At 69.4% G+C, this 15673-nt stretch carries 15 protein-coding genes; 7 read left to right on the forward strand and 8 right to left on the reverse strand.

All coding sequences use genetic code 11. The features are described 5' to 3' along the window. Positions 1-70: 70 nt before the first annotated feature. The 3 genes from E8A74_RS15735 to E8A74_RS15745 all read right to left on the reverse strand — a co-directional run bounded on the left by E8A74_RS15735 (position 71) and on the right by E8A74_RS15745 (position 3918). Positions 71-922 (reverse strand): MaoC/PaaZ C-terminal domain-containing protein, encoded by an 852-nt coding sequence (locus tag E8A74_RS15735; RefSeq protein WP_136929827.1) that lies wholly within the window; start codon positions 920-922, stop codon positions 71-73. Between the two features lie 66 nt (positions 923-988). Further along, entirely contained in the window at positions 989-1753 is a 765-nt protein-coding gene (locus E8A74_RS15740) for a hypothetical protein (RefSeq protein WP_136929828.1), read from the reverse strand. After that, entirely contained in the window at positions 1744-3918 is a 2175-nt protein-coding gene (locus tag E8A74_RS15745) for a serine/threonine-protein kinase (RefSeq protein WP_136929829.1), read from the reverse strand. Before E8A74_RS15745 ends, E8A74_RS15740 begins: the two co-directional genes overlap by 10 nt. A gap of 66 nt (positions 3919-3984) precedes the next feature. On the opposite strand from E8A74_RS15745, the gene E8A74_RS15750 reads away from it, so the two are divergent. Next, positions 3985-5211 carry a segregation and condensation protein A gene (locus tag E8A74_RS15750; RefSeq protein WP_136929830.1) on the forward strand — a complete coding sequence of 409 codons (1227 nt, stop codon included), beginning with the start codon at positions 3985-3987 and terminating at the stop codon, positions 5209-5211. Next, positions 5201-6958, forward strand: coding sequence for an SMC-Scp complex subunit ScpB (gene scpB, locus E8A74_RS15755; protein ID WP_136929831.1), 1758 nt, complete (start codon positions 5201-5203; stop codon positions 6956-6958). The genes E8A74_RS15750 and scpB overlap by 11 nt, the downstream gene beginning before the upstream one ends. A 17-nt stretch (positions 6959-6975) precedes the next feature. Here scpB and E8A74_RS15760 read toward each other — a convergent pair whose 3' ends face one another. Beyond that, positions 6976-7326 carry a helix-turn-helix domain-containing protein gene (locus E8A74_RS15760; protein ID WP_136929832.1) on the reverse strand — a complete coding sequence of 117 codons (351 nt, stop codon included), beginning with the start codon at positions 7324-7326 and terminating at the stop codon, positions 6976-6978. 58 nt (positions 7327-7384) lie between these two features. On the opposite strand from E8A74_RS15760, the gene E8A74_RS15765 reads away from it, so the two are divergent. Together E8A74_RS15765 and E8A74_RS15770 are read left to right on the forward strand one after the other, a co-directional pair. After that, entirely contained in the window at positions 7385-8923 is a 1539-nt protein-coding gene (locus E8A74_RS15765) for a lamin tail domain-containing protein (protein WP_136929833.1), read from the forward strand. 357 nt (positions 8924-9280) lie between these two features. Beyond that, on the forward strand, positions 9281-9943 hold the full coding sequence (locus E8A74_RS15770; protein WP_136929834.1) for a helix-turn-helix domain-containing protein: 663 nt from the start codon (positions 9281-9283) through the stop codon (positions 9941-9943). Positions 9944-10075: 132 nt separating this feature from the next. Here the strand turns inward: E8A74_RS15770 and E8A74_RS15775 are convergent, their stop codons facing one another. The 4 genes from E8A74_RS15775 to E8A74_RS15790 form a co-directional block, all read right to left on the reverse strand. Then, positions 10076-10408, reverse strand: a complete 333-nt coding sequence (locus E8A74_RS15775; protein WP_136929835.1) for a hypothetical protein — start codon at positions 10406-10408, stop codon at positions 10076-10078. A 13-nt stretch (positions 10409-10421) separates the two neighbouring features. Then, entirely contained in the window at positions 10422-10736 is a 315-nt protein-coding gene (locus E8A74_RS15780; protein ID WP_136929836.1) for a hypothetical protein, read from the reverse strand. Positions 10737-10842: 106 nt separating this feature from the next. Further along, complete coding sequence (locus E8A74_RS15785; RefSeq protein ID WP_136929837.1) at positions 10843-12228, reverse strand: TldD/PmbA family protein; 1386 nt, start codon at positions 12226-12228, stop codon at positions 10843-10845. Positions 12229-12268: 40 nt separating this feature from the next. Continuing rightward, the gene (locus E8A74_RS15790; protein ID WP_136929838.1) at positions 12269-12928 is read right to left on the reverse strand and encodes a hypothetical protein; all 660 of its coding nucleotides are present in this window, start codon (positions 12926-12928) and stop codon (positions 12269-12271) included. 239 nt (positions 12929-13167) lie between these two features. Here E8A74_RS15790 and E8A74_RS15795 point away from each other — a divergent pair, with 239 nt between their 5' ends. From E8A74_RS15795 to E8A74_RS15805, 3 genes are read left to right on the forward strand one after another with little or no spacing between them, the layout of a single operon-like run. Then, complete coding sequence (locus E8A74_RS15795) at positions 13168-14439, forward strand: AAA family ATPase (RefSeq protein WP_136929839.1); 1272 nt, start codon at positions 13168-13170, stop codon at positions 14437-14439. A gap of 29 nt (positions 14440-14468) precedes the next feature. Beyond that, positions 14469-15122 (forward strand): retron system putative HNH endonuclease, encoded by a 654-nt coding sequence (locus E8A74_RS15800; RefSeq protein WP_170229156.1) that lies wholly within the window; start codon positions 14469-14471, stop codon positions 15120-15122. Beyond that, a complete protein-coding gene (locus E8A74_RS15805; protein WP_136929841.1) occupies positions 15119-15631 on the forward strand; it encodes a DUF1579 family protein in 513 nt (170 codons plus the stop codon). The genes E8A74_RS15800 and E8A74_RS15805 overlap by 4 nt, the downstream gene beginning before the upstream one ends. Positions 15632-15673: the final 42 nt, after the last annotated feature.

A 15673-nucleotide genomic window follows, 5' to 3' on the forward strand; every position in this document is an offset into this window, starting at 1 on the left:
CGTTCATGCCGCGCGGGCGGCTTTGACCTGCTGTCGGTCCGGTCGAGTTAGCATGCGCCTCGGCGGCTCGTCAGGCGATCTCCGCGTATCCGCCCGTGAGCACCGCCTCCGGTCGTCCCTTCACGCTCGCCTGGAGCGCCACCTTTCCACCTTCGAGCAAGAATCCCTGCGTGACGATGGTGTCCCCAGGCCAGACCGGCTTGCGGAACTGCGCGGACAAAACCCGCAAGCGCGAAGCATCTCCCCCGAGGAGGCCCTTCACGACCGCGCGCGCCGCGAACCCGTACGTCGCGAGCCCATGGAGGATGGGGCCCTGCGGGAAGCCGACGGACGCGGCGAACGCCGGGTCGGCGTGCAGCGGGTTGAAATCACCGCAGAGGCGGTAGAGCAGGGCTTGCTCCGGGGACGTGGTCTCCTCGTGGATGAACGTCGGCTCGCGATCCTTCGGGAGCGAAGGTTCGTCCGGATCCGAAGGCGGGCGCGGGCCGCTGAAGCCGCCTTCGCCGCGGTAGAGGATCGACCACGTGGTCTCGTAGACGCGCTCGCCGCTCTCGAGTGTGGTCGTCGTGTCGATGACGACCTGGGCGAGCTTCTTCATGTCGTAGATGCCGCGGATCGTGGCGGTCGTGAGGAGCGTGCCGGACGGCGGGATCGGCGCGAGGGCGCGGATCTTCTGGCCGCCGTGGACGACCATGGCGAAGTTGCCGCCCGTGCGCGCGAGCGACTTGAACACGGGCTCCGTCGCGGGGATCACGGCGAAGGTCGGGACCACGCGGATCCCGCCTTCGGTGCCCTCGTAGAGGTAGGCGAGCTCGTCGCGCTTCGCGCCGATGCCCAGCGCGTAGAGCGCGAGCGTCTTCCAGTCGTAGGGGAACGAGCACGGCTCCGTGGTGAAGCCTAGACTCGAGAGATCGAGGGCCATTGCGCCTTCCGTAAGGATCGAGACGGGGACACGTACCGATCTCGCGCGGACGCGTCAATTCCCTGTTTAGAGCGCGAGGCGGTAGGCCACGAGCAAGCCGAACTCCAGCATGTCGACGCGGCCCGAGAGCGACGCGCTGTCGCCCGTGGGCGCCTGCACCGGCTCGGTCGGGAGGAACCAGCTCGCGTAGCGCAGCGTCGTGCCGAGCGACCAGTTCGGGGCCACCGTCCACTCGCCGCCGATCGCCAGGCCCGGCGCGAGGCCCTCGGTCGAGAGCGTCGCGGCGCGTGGGCCGACGAAGGCCGTGTCCGCCGCGGGCTCACGATCCGTGACCACGGTCCAGGCGTCGCGGATGATCACCGCGCCGAGCGTCACGCCGCCCCACCACACCCACTTGTCGCTCTGGATGCCGTAGTAACGGAGCTGCCCCTCGACGAGGAAGTAGCTGCGGTCGTGCTCGCGATCGAGCTCGGCGGCGCCCGGCGCCGTGCCGCTGAGGAGCGATTGCGCCCAGGAGATGCTCGCGCCGAGGCCGAAGCGGCCGATGCGGTACTGGTTGTAGACGCCGAGCGAGAAGCTCGTCTCGCCCTTCTCGCAGCTCGTGCGCGAGCGCGGACAGACGTTCGCCGCGGGCAAGCTGAGCAGGCCCGCGTTCACCGAGACCAGCGTGTGCGTGTAGTCCTGCTCCAGGGCCGCGGAGGCGCGGCGCGCGGCGGCCGACTCCTGGCTCTGCGCGTGGGCGCGGGAGGGGCACGTGACGAGCGCGGCGAGCGCGGCGGACGTGGTCGCGAGGGCGACGAGCAGGGGGCGAGTCGCGCGCGTCAGAGCCATGGCCCACCGGTGGGTGTGGGCGGCGGATCGTTCGTTGGCAAGGGCGGCGGCGTGGGCGGAAGCACGGGGCCGTCCGGGCCCGTCGGTTTGCCCGCGGGCTCCTTCGTCGTGGACGTCGGCGTGGGGGTTGCCGTGGGGCCGGGCGTGGTCGTCGCCGAAGCGCTCGGGAGCGGTTTTCCGTCCTTGCCCGTGGGGCGCGGCGCAGGGAAGCGGCCGTTCGGGCGTGGATCCGTGGGGACGGCGCGAGGGGCGTTGCTCGTCGCGGGCGCGAGCTCCACGGGCGCCTTGGATTCGAGTTCGGCGACGAGGTGTTGCGCCGTCGTGAGCGAGGGGTTCAGCGCGACCGCGATCCGAGCGAGGTGCAGGGCCTCCGCGGGATCCCCGGCGTACTTGCGCCCGAGCGCGCTCGTGACGAGGCGCTCGGCGGCCTCGCGGCGTAGCTCCTTCACGCGCGCGTCGCCAGGCCAGCGCGCGTTCACGGCGTCGAGGATCTCTTTGACGTTGTCGCCGGGCGGCGCGTCCCAGGCCTGGCGTTTCATGGCGTCACGCGCGGCTTCGAGGCGGCCGTCGAGCGAGTCGGCCGAGGTCGCGCCGACGAGGCCGAGGCGCTTGCCCCCGAGGACGATCACGAGCGGCGCCGCGGCGAGGCAGAGGACGATCGTGACGATGCGCGTGAGGCGCGCGCGTCGCTTCGTGTCGGCCGGCGGAGGCAAGGAGAGCGGCGTCTCCGTGCCTTGCATCGTCGACTCGCGCGCGAACGGGGCCGCGGGCGAGGCGTGATCGTCGGGGTCGTCGAGATCCCCCGCGTCGTCGTCGGCGACGCGGGGTTCGCTTCGGATCGAAGGCGGCGCGGCGGTCGTCTCGTCGTCGTCCTCGATCGCAGGGGACGACACGGCGCGGCCCGCGGAGGACGTGGGCGCCGGCGGCACGAACGGCGCGGGGGAGCTGTCGGGATCGTCGACGATCCGCGAGGAGATCGGCAGCGGGGTCGCTTCGGGGTGCGCGGCGACGCCGCCGATCTTCGCGGCGAGATCCGTGGAGAGCTCCAGGGACTTCGTGCGCTCCTTCGAGGGGAGCTTCACCGCGCCTTGCCGCGCGAAGAGCAAGTTCGATCGGGCGAGCTCGTCCGGATCGAGGCCGCTCTGGCGCGCGGCTGCGTAGAGATCCTTGCCGAGCGCGCGCGCGTCGGCGGCGCGCGCCTCCGGCTTCTTCGCGAGGTTCTGCATGATCACCGCGGCGAGCGGCGCGGGCACGTAACTCGCGCGCGGGATGCGCAGCAGGTCGGGCGGAGGATCGTGCGTATGCTGGATCAGGAGCTGCACCGGCGACTCGCCTTCGAAGGGCGTTCGGCCGGCGAGACACTGGTAGAGGATCGTCGCGATCGAGTAGACGTCGGCCGCGGGGCTCACGGGTTTGCCCTCGGCGCCCTCGGGCGAGATGTACTTCGCCGTGCCGAAGATCAGGCCCGCCTGCGTGGCCATCGATCCCCCACGATCGGCCCAGTCGAGGCGCGCGATGCCGAAGTCGAGGACTTTGACGAAGTCCGGGTCGTCGCCGCGGCGCACGAGCATCACGTTCTCGGGCTTGAGATCCCGGTGCACGATGCCCTGCGCGTGGGCCTCGCCGACGGCGTCGCAGATCTGGAGCGCGATGTGCATCGCGCGCGGCAATGGCAACGCCGAGGGCTCGCCGCCGGTGCCCGCCGCGGCGAGCGCGGAGAGCAACGACATGCCGTCGAGGTACTCCATCACGAGGTACATCTCGCCGCCCGTGCGGGGATCGCCGCGTTGCGGGATCGTGCCGGTCATGAGGACCGAGACCACGCCGGGGTGCGCGAGGCGGCTCGCGATCTTGGCCTCGCGGTGGAAACGTCCGACGAGCTCGGCGTTGCCGCTGAGCTCGCGGTGGAGGATCTTCACGGCGACGTCGCGATCGATGCCGGCCTGGAAGGCGCGGTAGACGCGGCCCATCGAGCCGATGCCGATCAGGTGCTTGATGCGGATTTGCCCGCTGAGCTCGAGGCCCGCGTACGGGTCGACCTCGGGGCTCGAGAGCGAGGGCCCCTTCACGTTCACGAGGGGCGTGCCGTCCTGTGGGCAGAAGAGGACATCCGCGTCGTAGCGCTCGCCGCACGACGGGCAACTCTTCGTAGGGGACGGGGTCATCGGCGGGACGAGTGTAGCAGGAACGCGTGGATCCCACGCGGCCTCCGGATTACCGTCCGGGCCCAGGTGAGCAAGGCGAGGGCGAACGCGGCGGGCAAGACCCAGGAGAAGGCGAAGGCGGCCCCTTCCCCTTCGTCCTCGTCCGCGCGCGCCCGCGAGCCACGCGGCAAGGCGTCCGAGGCCCCGACGCCGATCCGCGAGGTGATGCCCGCGGCGGCCGAGGCGCTCGACAACGACAACGCCTACCGCATCGCGCTGCCGCAGTTCGAGGGGCCGCTCGATCTGCTGCTGCACCTGATCCAGCAGCACGAGCTCGATATCCTCGACATCCCCGTGAGCTTCATCACGCAGAAGTACCTCGCGTACCTGTCGATGATGCGGGCTTTGTCGATTGATCTCGCGAGCGAGTACCTCGTGATGGCGGCGACGCTGACGCACATCAAGTCGAAGATGTTGCTGCCGGTGGTGCCCAAGGATCAGGACGGGGATGGGCTGCCGGAGGAGGAGGTCGATCCACGGGAGGAGCTCGTCCGGCGGCTGCTCGAGTACCAGAAGTACAAGGCGGCGGGGGCGGACCTCGCGGAGCGCGGGACGCTCGGGAAGGACATCTTTTCGCGCGGGATCCCGGAGCCCGTGCCGGAGGGGCCGGCGCCGTTCGCGCCGCCGGGGGTGTTCTCGCTCTTCGACGCGCTGGAGAAGCTGCTCAAGCGCACGAACGTGAAGATCGAGCACCAGGTCAACTTCGATCGGATCACGATCACGGACCGGATCGTGCAGCTCACGGAGCGGCTCACGGGCCGGCGGCGCGCGACGTTCGAGGAGCTCGTGCTCGACGATCCGGCGCGGAAAGGCGCGCCGCTGACGCGCTTCGACATCGTGATCACGTTCCTCGCGATCCTGGAGATGGCGAGGATGAAGCTGCTCCGGATCTACCAGTCGGATCCGCTCGCGACGATCCACCTGGAGCTGTCGATACGGGAGGGGACGAGCGAAGACGACGAAGACGCGTCGACCGAGGCGCCAAGCGACGACAGGGGCGTCGAGCGGGAGCCGACCGAGGCGCCAAGCAACGATAGAGACGCCGAGCGGGAGCCGACGGAGGCGCCAAGCGACGACAGGGGCGTCGAGCGGGAGCCGACCGAGGCGCCAAGTGACGACAGGGGCGTCGATCCGGAGGCGACCGAGGCGCCTGTCGCGGTAAGAGAGGCCGAGGAGGAGCCGACCGAGGCGCCTGACGACGACAGAGAGGTCGAGCAGGAGCCGATCGAGCCGAAGGTGAACGATGGCGACTGAGGGCGGCTCGAAGCGGCGCGGGAAGTTGCGGCTCGTGCCGCAGCCGCAAGAGGAGGCCCCGCCGGACAGCGACTCGCCCGAGCGGCTCCGCCGCGCGGCATGGGCATGGTTCCATCCGAAGACGGCGGAGACCACGCCGGTCACGGAAGCGGAAGCGGTCGCGGAGGCGGAAGCGCCGCCGGTCCCGGAGCCGGAGGCGGAGACCGCGCCGGTCCCGCAGGCGGAGGCGGCGCCCGCCAAGCCGTCGAAGGCGAAGGCGAAGGCGAAAGCTGCGCCGGTCGCGGCGCCGGAAGCGGAAGCGGTCGCGGCGCCGGAGGCGGAAGCGGTCGCGGCGCCGGAAGCGGAAGCGGTCGCGGCGCCGGAGGCGGAGGCGGAAGCGGTCGCGGCGCCGGAAGCGGAAGCGGTCGCGGCGCCGGAAGCGGAAGCGGTCGCGGCGCCGGAAGCGGAGCCATCGACCGAGACGGCCGAGCCCAAGCGCAAGCGCGCGCCCCGCAAGCCGAAGCCCGCGCCGCTCTCGCCGGTCGAGCGGTTTCGTTCGCTCGCGGCCGCGTTTTTTCGGGCGCAGCGCCTCGTCAGCAACGTCGGCAAGACGCCCGCGGCCGCGACGAACGGCGCCCCGGACGGCGCTGCGGCGGCGCAGGAAGAGAACGCCGGACAGGCGAGCGGCGCGGTTGCCCGCGCGCATCTGAAGGGTGTGCTGGAAGCCCTGATCTTCGCGTCCGAGCACCCGATGACGTCACGCGACCTCGCGCGCGTGGCGAAGGCGGAGCACCGCCTCGTCGTGTCGCTGCTCGGCGAGCTGGGGGCCGAGTACCGCAACCGCGGGATCCGGCTCGACGAGGTCGCGGGCGGGTACGTGTTCCGGACGAGCCCGGCGTTCGCGCCGTTCGTGCGCGAGCAGGTCGCGAAGAAGCCGGTGAAGATGACACGCGCGCAGGTCGAGACGCTGGCGATCGTCGCGTACCGACAGCCGATCACGCGGCCGGAGATCGACGAGGTGCGCGGCGTGGACTCGGGCGCGGTGCTCAAGTCGCTGCTCGAACGCGACCTCGTGCGCATCCTCGGCAAGAAGGAAGAGCCGGGGCGGCCGATGCTCTACGGGACGACGGCGCAGTTCCTCGAGTTCTTCGGCCTGCGCACGCTCTCGGATCTGCCGACGCTCCGCGAGTTCACCGAGCTGTCGGACGAGTCGCGGCGCGCCTACGAGCGCGAGATGGGCGAGGAGCCGCCGGAGGCAGCGGTCGCCTTCACGGACACGAGCTCACCCGCGGCGGACGGTGGTCTCATGGGAGGCGAGGGCAGCTTCCAGCGGCACGTCGTGCCGCCGGAGGGAGCGGCCGCCGGCGATACGGAGAGCGCAACGCGTGACGAGTTTGCATTCACGGACGAGGATCGGACGCAGATGGAGAGCGGCGGGGAGGAAGCGATGAACGACGTGCAAGCAGCGAGCGACGAGTGGTCCGAGAAGGAAGAGGCCGAGGAGCGGTTGGCCGCTGAGGACGAGGACGAGGACGAGGACGAGGACGAGGACGACGAGGAGGACGAGGACGAGGACGAGGACGAGGACGAAGACGAGGACGAGGACGAGGACGAAGACGAGGACGAGGACGAGGACGAAGACGAAGACGACGAGGACGAGGACGAAGACGAAGACGACGAGGACGAGGACGAGGACGAGGACGAGGACGAGGACGAAGACGAGGACGAAGACGACGAGGACGACGAGGACGAGGACGAGGACGAATAACCCTCGGCCGGGTCAGGTCACGTCGAGCCGGACTCCTCGGCGGGGTCCGGGTAGGCCTCCGCGAGCTTGCCGACTTCACGGCGCAGCTCGGCGTGCGCCACGAGCTTCCGCACGAGCTTCCACGTCTCTGGATCCGCGAGCACGGCCATCGGCGACGCCGCCACGGCTCCGCGCCGCGGCTTGCGCACGATCGCCCCTTTCCCCTTGCTCCGGAGTTCTTCCATCTTCGTGACGAAGCGCTTCGTCGGGAACAGGTCGCCTCGCTCCCACGCGAGCACCGTCTCCTGTTCGAGCCCGAGCGCCGCCGCGAGCTCCTTCGCCGTGCAATCGAGCTCCTTGCGGAGCGCCTTGAGGTCATCGGGCGTCATGGGCGCGTAAACCTATCAATTTCACGCAACCGGCGGGGGCCCCGGTCGATGTACCGGCATGCAAACCCTCACATGCCCGAAGGCCTCCCGGCTCACCCCCACGCTCCTCGCCCTCGCCCTCGTCGCTTGTCGGCCCGATCTCCCGATCCCCGAAGCCCGTCCCGCCTTCATGACGCCGCCGGCCGGGATCACGGTCGCCTTCGAGCCGGAGGCGCCCGTCACGGCGGCGCCGCGTGTGCTCCGGCTGCACGTCGCCGCGGAGCCGGCGCTCGACGAGGCGCGGCTCTTCCTCGTGCGCGGCGAGGTGCGTGACAGCCACCTCCGGCAGATCGAGCAGGACGACGTCTCGAAGGCGCTCGCCGCGCGGTTCGTGCCGAGTCGAACCTGGCGGGAAGACGATGGGTCGGTGGTGCTCGCGCCGACGGCGCCGCTCGATCCGGGCGAGACGTACGCCGTGGCGAGTGGGGAGCCGAAGGCGAGCCTTCCCTTCGTGGTGGAGCCGGCCGAGGCGGCGCCGCTGCTCGTCCGCGTGTGGCCGCCGGTCGAGGCGACGGGCGCGGGCTTGTTCGGGCTTTATTGCGGGGAGATGACGCTGCCCGAGGTGACGTTCGAGGCCACGCTGGCGCCAGACGGGCCGCTCGGCGCGTTTGGTCGGGGCATTGCGCCGGCGGGCGCGGGGGGCGCTTGCCTGCGCTTCGTGGGTCGAGGGCTCGCGCCGCCGGACGGGGGGCCCTGGGTGCCACCACCCGTCGTGTGGCTGCCCGGCCTGCCGTGGCCGCTGCGGCTCGATCCACGGCCCTTTGGGGGCGTGAACGAGGACGTGGGCGAGGCGATCGAGGGGCCGCTCGACCCGGGGGCGCTCGAATGCACGGCGTTCGAGGTTCCGTTCGGGCCGGGTTGTGTGGAGGTCGAGGACGACCGGCTGCTCGGGCGCGCGCCCGAGGCGGCCCTGCTATGGGGGATCGCCGGCGAAGGGCTCGACGTGGTGATGACGACCGGGAAAAACGAGCGGTTCGTCCTCAAGGGATTGCCCGCGGGCAAAGACATCACGCTGGACGTCACGACGATCGACGTGCGCGGACGGGAGCAACGTCGGAAGTTTTCCGCGACCACCCTGACGCCGATGCCACACGTCGTGCTGAACGAGGTGATGGCGAATCCGCTCGGGCCGGAGCCGGATCAGGAGTGGGTCGAGCTCTACAATGACGGGGCCGTGGAGGCGGCGCTCGGCGAGCTCGTGATCAGCGATATCGGGGGCGAAACCGTGCTGCCGGGAATCATGCTGCCGCCTGGGCGCTTTGCTGTGATCGTGAACGAGACGTTCGTCCCAGACGACGAGATCGACGTGCCGCCGGCCGAGGATGCAATCGTTGTGCGCGTCCCCGCGCTCGGGAAAAGCGGGCTTGGCAATGGGGGCGAGATCGTGCGGCTGCTCGATATGCGTGGACGCATTCTTTCCAGGTTTCCCGCCATTCCAAAACCAAAGGCTGGTCAAAGCGTGGCACGGCGGTCACCCGACGCACCGGATGGAGTGAGCGATTCTTTCCTGCTGGCCCCTCCGACGCCGGGGGCCGCGAACACAGCGTCATTCCCTTGACTACGGAAAAACCGTGCTCGGAGGTGGCCGTGATGGAGAAGGCGTCTTACTTGCCTACGAGAGCGAACGTTCCTTGCCTGTACAGACGGGCGGGGACGTCCGAGGGAGCGAGCAAGCGGTGTCGTTCCTACATCGGAGCCAGCGGCCTCAACCTTGCTGAACCAGCGAGTCAGGAGGCCCGAGCGAAGTGGACTGGAGTCAGGGCCTCGGGTGGGCTAGTTAACAAAGCCCGCACCTTCGCAAAAAAGTGCTAGGTTTGGATACAAAGAGCAACAGGGTGGGGGGCCACCCGCTGGTGTGGTCTGCTGGTCCGGAGGGCTGGACGGGTTGGCACACCTTTCGCGTGGAGTTCGGACGATGGCCGGAGTACGTGGAGAGAAACTGCTGACCGCGTCCGACCTCGCAGCGCTGTGCGAGGTCGATCTGAAGACCATCCATAACTGGGTGGATCGTGGCCGGATCGCACATTTTCGCACGCCAGGGCGGCACTTGCGCTTCCGCGCAGCCGACGTGGCGGATTTCCTGCGAGCTTGGGGTTACAGCGTGCCCCGGGAGCTCGCGCGGGCGAGCGCGAAGAGCGGGCTCGTGGTGGGCTCGAAGGACACGCTCGCCCATGTCACCCGCGCGCTCGGGGACATGATGCCGCTCCGGGACGTGAAGCATCCCTACGATGCCCTCGTCCTCGCGGGATCGGACCCTCCGGACGTGTTCATCGTGGACGCGAAAGCGGTCGCGGTGGACGTGGACGTGGCGCGCTGGATGGAAGCGCTCGAGCGGGCGTGTCGAGATGCACGCTTCGTCGTGCTGAGCGACGAGGCGGCAGGGCTGCCCGCCTTCGTGACGCGCGTGGGCCGGACGGACGCGCAGGGCCTTCGGACCCTGCTCGTACCCGAGCCGGTGGCGCCCGTGGCGGCTCCGCCCGGAGCCGCAGCCGCGGCCGCGAATGCAAACGAGCCGGCCGGAGCCGTGCAGGCCGTGGAAGAGCTGCCGCCGCGCGCGGCAGGCGGTTCGTCGCGGTGAGTTCGTCGCGGTAAGTTCGTCGCAGTAAAACGATGCGCGCTCCGCTCGGCTGTCCGACGGAGCGGATTGCAGGGGCGGGGCCACGCTCGGGCGAGCCGAGCATGGCCCCGAAGCCTCGTCGGGAAGCGAGCGCTACAGGCGGGAGCCGCGATCGCGGCATTGGCCGAGGTCGTTCGCGTCGCTCACGCAGGCGAGGAGGTCGGTCGGGTCGGGGGCCCACACGCCCGCCGTGCACCGGTACTCCTCGATGACGCAGATCGTCAGCTCCTCGTATTCGGCGTCGCAGCCATAAATGGACGCCGTCTCCTGGGCGGCGTCGCCCTCGACGAGGCATTCGTCATACTCGCGCTCGGTGCAATCCTGGCAATCGCAGATTTTGTCGCACGCGTCGGTGACGACGCTGCCACAGCCAGTGGCGAGCGGGGTGAGCGCGAGGGCGGCAAGCAAGATCCATTGCGTTTTCATCGTCGTCGCGCTCCTAATCGCCAACGCAATCGTTGTAACGGTTTCGCTCGTCGTTGCAGTCGTCCCGCGTCGTCCAGCTATTGCCATCGCAGCGGAACTCCTCCTCCATACACAGGAGGTAGTCGTCCCAGCGATCTTCGCAGCCATAGATCGAGGCGACTTCCTCCCGCGTCTCGTAACCGACGATGCAGGCATCGACGTCCGCGTCGTTGCCGTCGCGGCAAATCATCTCATCCTCGCAGAGCGCGCCATACGGAGCGCACCCGAGGCCAGTGCCGGCCAGCACGGCAAGGGCGGCCAGACCCAAAGTTCGAGAAAGCGTTCTCATCGTTCGATTCTCCAACCTCCAGGACGGAGAATAGGAGAAATCGCGTGTCCGTGCGCGTCAAATTTGACGCGCAAATGTGCTTTGTAGCGTAGCGATTTCGACCGGCTCAGGACGAGCCGGCGATCGTCATCGAGGAAATTCGCAGCGTAGGCGAAGCCGTGGAGCTGCGAAGATCGAGGTCGTCGCCGACCGCGTCGATGCGTTGCCAAAGCTGATCGAGGTTCAGCGAGATGGTCACTTCACTGACCGGGAACGTAAGCTCGCCGTTTTCAATCCAGAATCCCGCCGCGCCGCGCGAAAAATCGCCCGTGACGGGGTTGTAGCCGAAGCCCATCATCTCCGTGACGTAGAGGCCACGCGGAGTGCTCTTCACGATGTCCGCGGCCTTCGTCTGCGTGGGCAGGAGCATGAAGTTCGAGGTGGAAGGACCGACGCCGCCGCCGCCGCCGCGCGACGCGCTGCCCGTGGGCGGGCGGCCGAGCTTGCGGCCGCTATAGCTGTCGCAGAGGTAGGTCTTCAGGATGCCCTGCTCGACGACGAGGTTCTTGCGCGCCGCGAGGCCCTCGCCGTCGAAGGGTCGAGAGCCAGGGGCGCGGAGGACCAAGGGGTCGTCGACGATGGTGACGAGGTCACTCGCGACCCGCGTGCCCTCACGGCCGACGAGGTAGCTCGACTTGCGCCAGACAGAGCTGCCCATGATGGCGCCGGCGAGCAACCCCAAGATGGCGCGCGCCGCGTCCGGGTCGAAGACGACCGGCGCCTCGCAAGTGGGGACCTTGCGCGCGCCGAGCTTGCGGAGGGTGCGGCGCGTGGCCTCGCGGCCGACCACCTCGGGCGCGTCGAGGGCGTCGAGGTGGCGCTTGGCCGTCCAGTGGAAGCCGCGGCGCTTCTTGCCACCCTCGTCGTCGGCGACGGGCGAGACGACGAGCGAGGCATACGAGCCGGCATACCCGCCCGTGAAGCCGCCCGAGAGGACGAGGGCGAAGATGCCGGCGGTGCGGCTGAAGGTGGCGCCGTCGCTGTTCGTGATGCGAGGGTCGGCGTCCCGGGCCGCCTGCTCGCCGCGGCGCGCGATGTCGATGGCCTCGGCCGCGGTGACGTCGCCGCCCTTGGGGTCGTAGAGCTCGAGGTCCGGGAAGGGGCCGGTCGCGATGAGCGAGGGGTCGGCCGGGCCGGCGAACGGGTCTTCCTGGGAGATGTCGACGAGCTCGAGGGCGTCACGGACGAACCGGTCGATGCCCCGCGCGGTGAGGTCCGAGGTCGAGGTGAGGGCGACGCGGCCCTGCTTGATGACGCGCATGCCGAGGCTCTTGTGCGAGGCCTCCTCGACGAGCTCGGGTTCGCCGAGGCGGACCTTCGTGCTGAGCTCGGAGCCGGAGCGCGCGATGGCCTCGGCGACGTCGGCGCCACCCGTACGGGCGCGCCGGACGACGTCCGCGGCGAGGTTCTTCAACTCTTCGATCTCGGTCTCGAGCCGGTTCGGCGCGGTCATCGTGGGGGCAGAGCGTGGTGGACAACCGGACGCTCGTCAATCAGCGTGGCCTCCGGGGTCGACCGAGAAAGCGCGGCGGCTCCTCCGAGGGGGGCTCGGAGGGCAGAACCGGCGGCGCAGGCCGTCCGGGGCGCGCCGGGAGCGCGGCGGAGGCGTCGATGGTTGACAACGTCCGCGCGGTGAAGACAGCCCCGGCGACGAGGATCCCGTCCATCCAGAGGACGGCATACCCGAGCGGGCTGCCCGGGAGCGGGCGGGTGCCGAAGTCGCTCTGGACCTGGTCGTAGGTGGCGTCGATGCCGAAGCGCGCGTGGAGCGCGACGAGGGGGACGGTGGCGGCAGCGAGGGGGAGGGCAGCGAGCCAGGCGAGGGCGGCGAGGGAGCGGCGGGCGAGGGCGCGGCGGCCAGCGAGGAAGCCGAGGACGGGAGCGGCGGCGTCGAGGAGGACAAGGAGGAGCTGCAAGGCCGACGGGAGGGCGCGGCCATCGAGGAGGTAAGCAAACGACCAGTCGGCGGCGAAGACGGTGAAGTAGGCCGAGACCGGGGCGTAGACGAGCAGGGCGTAGAGGGCGACGGCGAGGGTCGGGCGATCCCAGGACGAGGCGACGGGGCGTTCGTCGAGGCTGTCCTCGAAGCGGGCGAGCCATGCGAGCAGGACGCCGAGCGTGAAGCCGAAGAGCGGGGCGAGGGGGGCGGGCAAGGCGCCGCAACGGTTGCAAGGGGTGGCGCGGCGGTCAAGGCGGGGGTTGCAAGCGTTGTAAAGTGGGGCGCCGGGGGCCGGGCGGGCGCTTCAAGCGTTGAGACGGGCGGCTCGGAGGGCGAGGCGGGCGCTTCAAGCGTTGAGACGGGCGGCTCGGCGTTCGGGGCGGCGTTGCAAGCGTTGAAGCAAGCGTTGAGGGAGTCGGGGGCGAACGTCTAGGATGCGGGCCGGTCGCCTCGATGAAGATCCATGCGCTGCACATCGAGAATTTTCGCGGGTTCGAGATGCTCGACGTCACGTTCCACCCATCGATGACCGTGCTCATCGGGGAGAATGGGGCGGGGAAGACGGCGCTGCTCGAGGCGCTGGCGGTGGCGCTTGGAGCTCTCTTCCGCTCGATTCCCGGAGAGACGGGCCGCTCGCTCCGACTCACGGATGCTCGGCATCGGATCTACGAGCACGCGGGGATGCTGGATCTACAGCCGCAAGGGCCCGTGCGTGTCGCAGCACGTGGTCGTCTCGACGGTCAGCCCGTGCGCTGGGTCCGTAGCATGCGGGTCGATGATTCTCCGCCGGAGTTTTATAGAACGCGGTCCTCGTTGCGACCGATCAGTGCAAGGCTCGCAGCGGCCGTAAAGGCTGGCGAGCCTCGTGATTTGCCTGTCGTGGGCTACTACGGCGCGGAGCGCCTGGGGGTCTGGCGCTACAAGAAGATCGACCCGAAGCGTGGCATCGGCTCGCGCTTCGATGGCTACATGGATGCCCTCGATCCAACGCCAAACCATCGTCTGCTTGCTGAATGGATCTACCAGCAGACACTCATCGAGCTGCAAAGCGGCAGCCCCGTCCTTCAACTTCGCGCCATCGAGCGTGCCGTTCGTCAGTGCATCGAAGGGACGACGCGGTTTTTCTTCGACGTCAAGAGTCACGAGCTCATGCTCGAACGCGCGAGCGGCGAGAGGCTCCCCTTCTCGTTCCTGAGCGACGGCTACCGCAACATGGTCGCCCTCGTCGCCGACGTCGCGTGGCGCGCTGCGGTCTTGAACCCGCATCTTGCCGAGGAGGCGGCCGAGAAATCCGAGGGCGTCGTCCTGATCGACGAAGTTGATCTGCACCTGCATCCGCGCTGGCAGCGCCGCGTGCTCGGCGATCTGCGGCGCACGTTTCCGAACATCCAGTTCGTCGTGACGACGCACTCGCCCCAGGTCATCGCGAGTGCGCACCGCGACGAGGTGCGGGTCTTCGACAACAACAAGCTCGTTCCCATCCAGCCTTTCGTGGAGGGGCGAGACACGAACAGCCTGCTCGAAGACGTGTTCGGCGTGCCGGAGCGGCCGGAGAAGGAGCAGCGCGAGATCGACGAGCTCTCGCGGGTCCTCGACGAGGAGCGCTACGAAGAAGGGCGAGCCATGCTCGCGCGACTCGAACAGCGCCTCGGTCCGGATGATCCCGCGGTCATCCGCGCCCGGTGGATCCTGGAGCGCGAGGCGCCGGAGCCCGGCGTCGGCTGATGCTGCGGTTCGCAAAAGGAGCCGCGCCGATGGTGCTCACCGGATGGCAAGCCACGCCGGGAGCGGACTGGGAGAGCCTCTCCGCAACCGACAAGGACGAGGTTCGGGCTGCGCTGTTGCGCGATCAAGGGGAACTCTGTGCGTACTGCCAGCGCCGGATCGCCACGAAAGAGGGGCGCATGAAGGTCGAGCATTGGCACCCGCAGTCCGCCGAGGGAGAGGCGAAAGGCACGCTGCGGTGGCTCGACATGCTGGGCGTCTGCCTCGGTGATGAAGCGCAGGAGTCGGGCGCGAAGGCAGGCGAGCGGCACTGCGATACGGCGAGGGGCAACAAGAAGCTGTTCCTGCACCCCGTCGCCGGGAGAGGTCCCGATCCTCGGGAGCATCTGCGCTACACGCCGGAAGGCGAGGTCCTGCCGTCGAGCGGTACGTCGTCTGCGAGGGTGCAGGGTGACATCGACGCCCTCAACCTCAACGCGACGCGGCTGAAGCGCGCGCGACGCGAGATCGTGGACGTGCTCAGAGAGCGCCTCGAAAAGCGTAAATTCACGACCGCGGCGTTGAACGCAGAGTACAAGGCGGCGGGCATCCAGCCGGGCGTGCAGAGCCCCACGCAGTGCGAGGTCGTCCGGTATCATCTCCGTCGCTGGGCCAGGCAGAAAAACGTGGAGCTTGAAGCATGAACAACAAGAACCTGAACCTGGAGACCGAGGCGACATCACCCTACGAGCGCGACAGCGAGCACGAGCGCCTGGCGCGGCTCGCAGGCGAATGGCGGGGGACGGCGCGGACCATCATGGGGCCGGGCGCGGAGCCTCTCGACGCGGCCTGGGAAGGGCGGATCGCGGGGATCCTGGGCGGAAGGTTCGTGCGGTTCGTGTATCGATCGAGCGTCGAGGGGAAGCCGATCGTCGGGGAGATGCTGATCGCCTTCGAGTCGGGCGAGAAGCTCTGGCGGACCTCGTGGGTGGACAGCTTCCACACGGGCACGATGATCCTCGTGTCCGAGGGCCGTGGGACGGACATCGACGTTCGGGGTCGTTATTTCGCAGCCGAAGGGCACCCGCACTGGGGATGGCGCACCGTCATCGACGACGCGCAGGCGGAGAAGCTCACGATCCGCATGTACAACATCACGCCCGACGGGCAGGAGTTTCTCGGCGTAGAGATCACGCTCGCGCGCAGCGCGTGAGGGGGAACGGGCGAGGTCGAGCGCGCGCGTTGCGGCGGGATC

This window comes from Polyangium fumosum (assembly GCF_005144585.1).
Lineage (GTDB): Bacteria > Myxococcota_A > Polyangia > Polyangiales > Polyangiaceae > Polyangium > Polyangium fumosum.

Excerpts from the sequence above, each read along its gene's own strand:
- E8A74_RS15780 (WP_136929836.1), bottom strand. The coding sequence starts at position 10,736 with ATGAGAACGCTTTCTCGAACTTTGGGTCTGGCCGCCCTTGCCGTGCTG.
- E8A74_RS15775 (WP_136929835.1), bottom strand. The coding sequence starts at position 10,408 with ATGAAAACGCAATGGATCTTGCTTGCCGCCCTCGCGCTCACCCCGCTC.
- E8A74_RS15760 (WP_136929832.1), bottom strand. The coding sequence starts at position 7,326 with ATGACGCCCGATGACCTCAAGGCGCTCCGCAAGGAGCTCGATTGCACG.
- E8A74_RS15805 (WP_136929841.1), top strand. The coding sequence starts at position 15,119 with ATGAACAACAAGAACCTGAACCTGGAGACCGAGGCGACATCACCCTAC.
- E8A74_RS15745 (WP_136929829.1), bottom strand. The coding sequence starts at position 3,918 with ATGACCCCGTCCCCTACGAAGAGTTGCCCGTCGTGCGGCGAGCGCTAC.
- E8A74_RS15765 (WP_136929833.1), top strand. The coding sequence starts at position 7,385 with ATGCAAACCCTCACATGCCCGAAGGCCTCCCGGCTCACCCCCACGCTC.
- E8A74_RS15770 (WP_136929834.1), top strand. The coding sequence starts at position 9,281 with ATGGCCGGAGTACGTGGAGAGAAACTGCTGACCGCGTCCGACCTCGCA.
- E8A74_RS15785 (WP_136929837.1), bottom strand. The coding sequence starts at position 12,228 with ATGACCGCGCCGAACCGGCTCGAGACCGAGATCGAAGAGTTGAAGAAC.
- E8A74_RS15800 (WP_170229156.1), top strand. The coding sequence starts at position 14,469 with ATGGTGCTCACCGGATGGCAAGCCACGCCGGGAGCGGACTGGGAGAGC.
- E8A74_RS15735 (WP_136929827.1), bottom strand. The coding sequence starts at position 922 with ATGGCCCTCGATCTCTCGAGTCTAGGCTTCACCACGGAGCCGTGCTCG.
- scpB (WP_136929831.1), top strand. The coding sequence starts at position 5,201 with ATGGCGACTGAGGGCGGCTCGAAGCGGCGCGGGAAGTTGCGGCTCGTG.
- E8A74_RS15795 (WP_136929839.1), top strand. The coding sequence starts at position 13,168 with ATGAAGATCCATGCGCTGCACATCGAGAATTTTCGCGGGTTCGAGATG.
- E8A74_RS15740 (WP_136929828.1), bottom strand. The coding sequence starts at position 1,753 with ATGGCTCTGACGCGCGCGACTCGCCCCCTGCTCGTCGCCCTCGCGACC.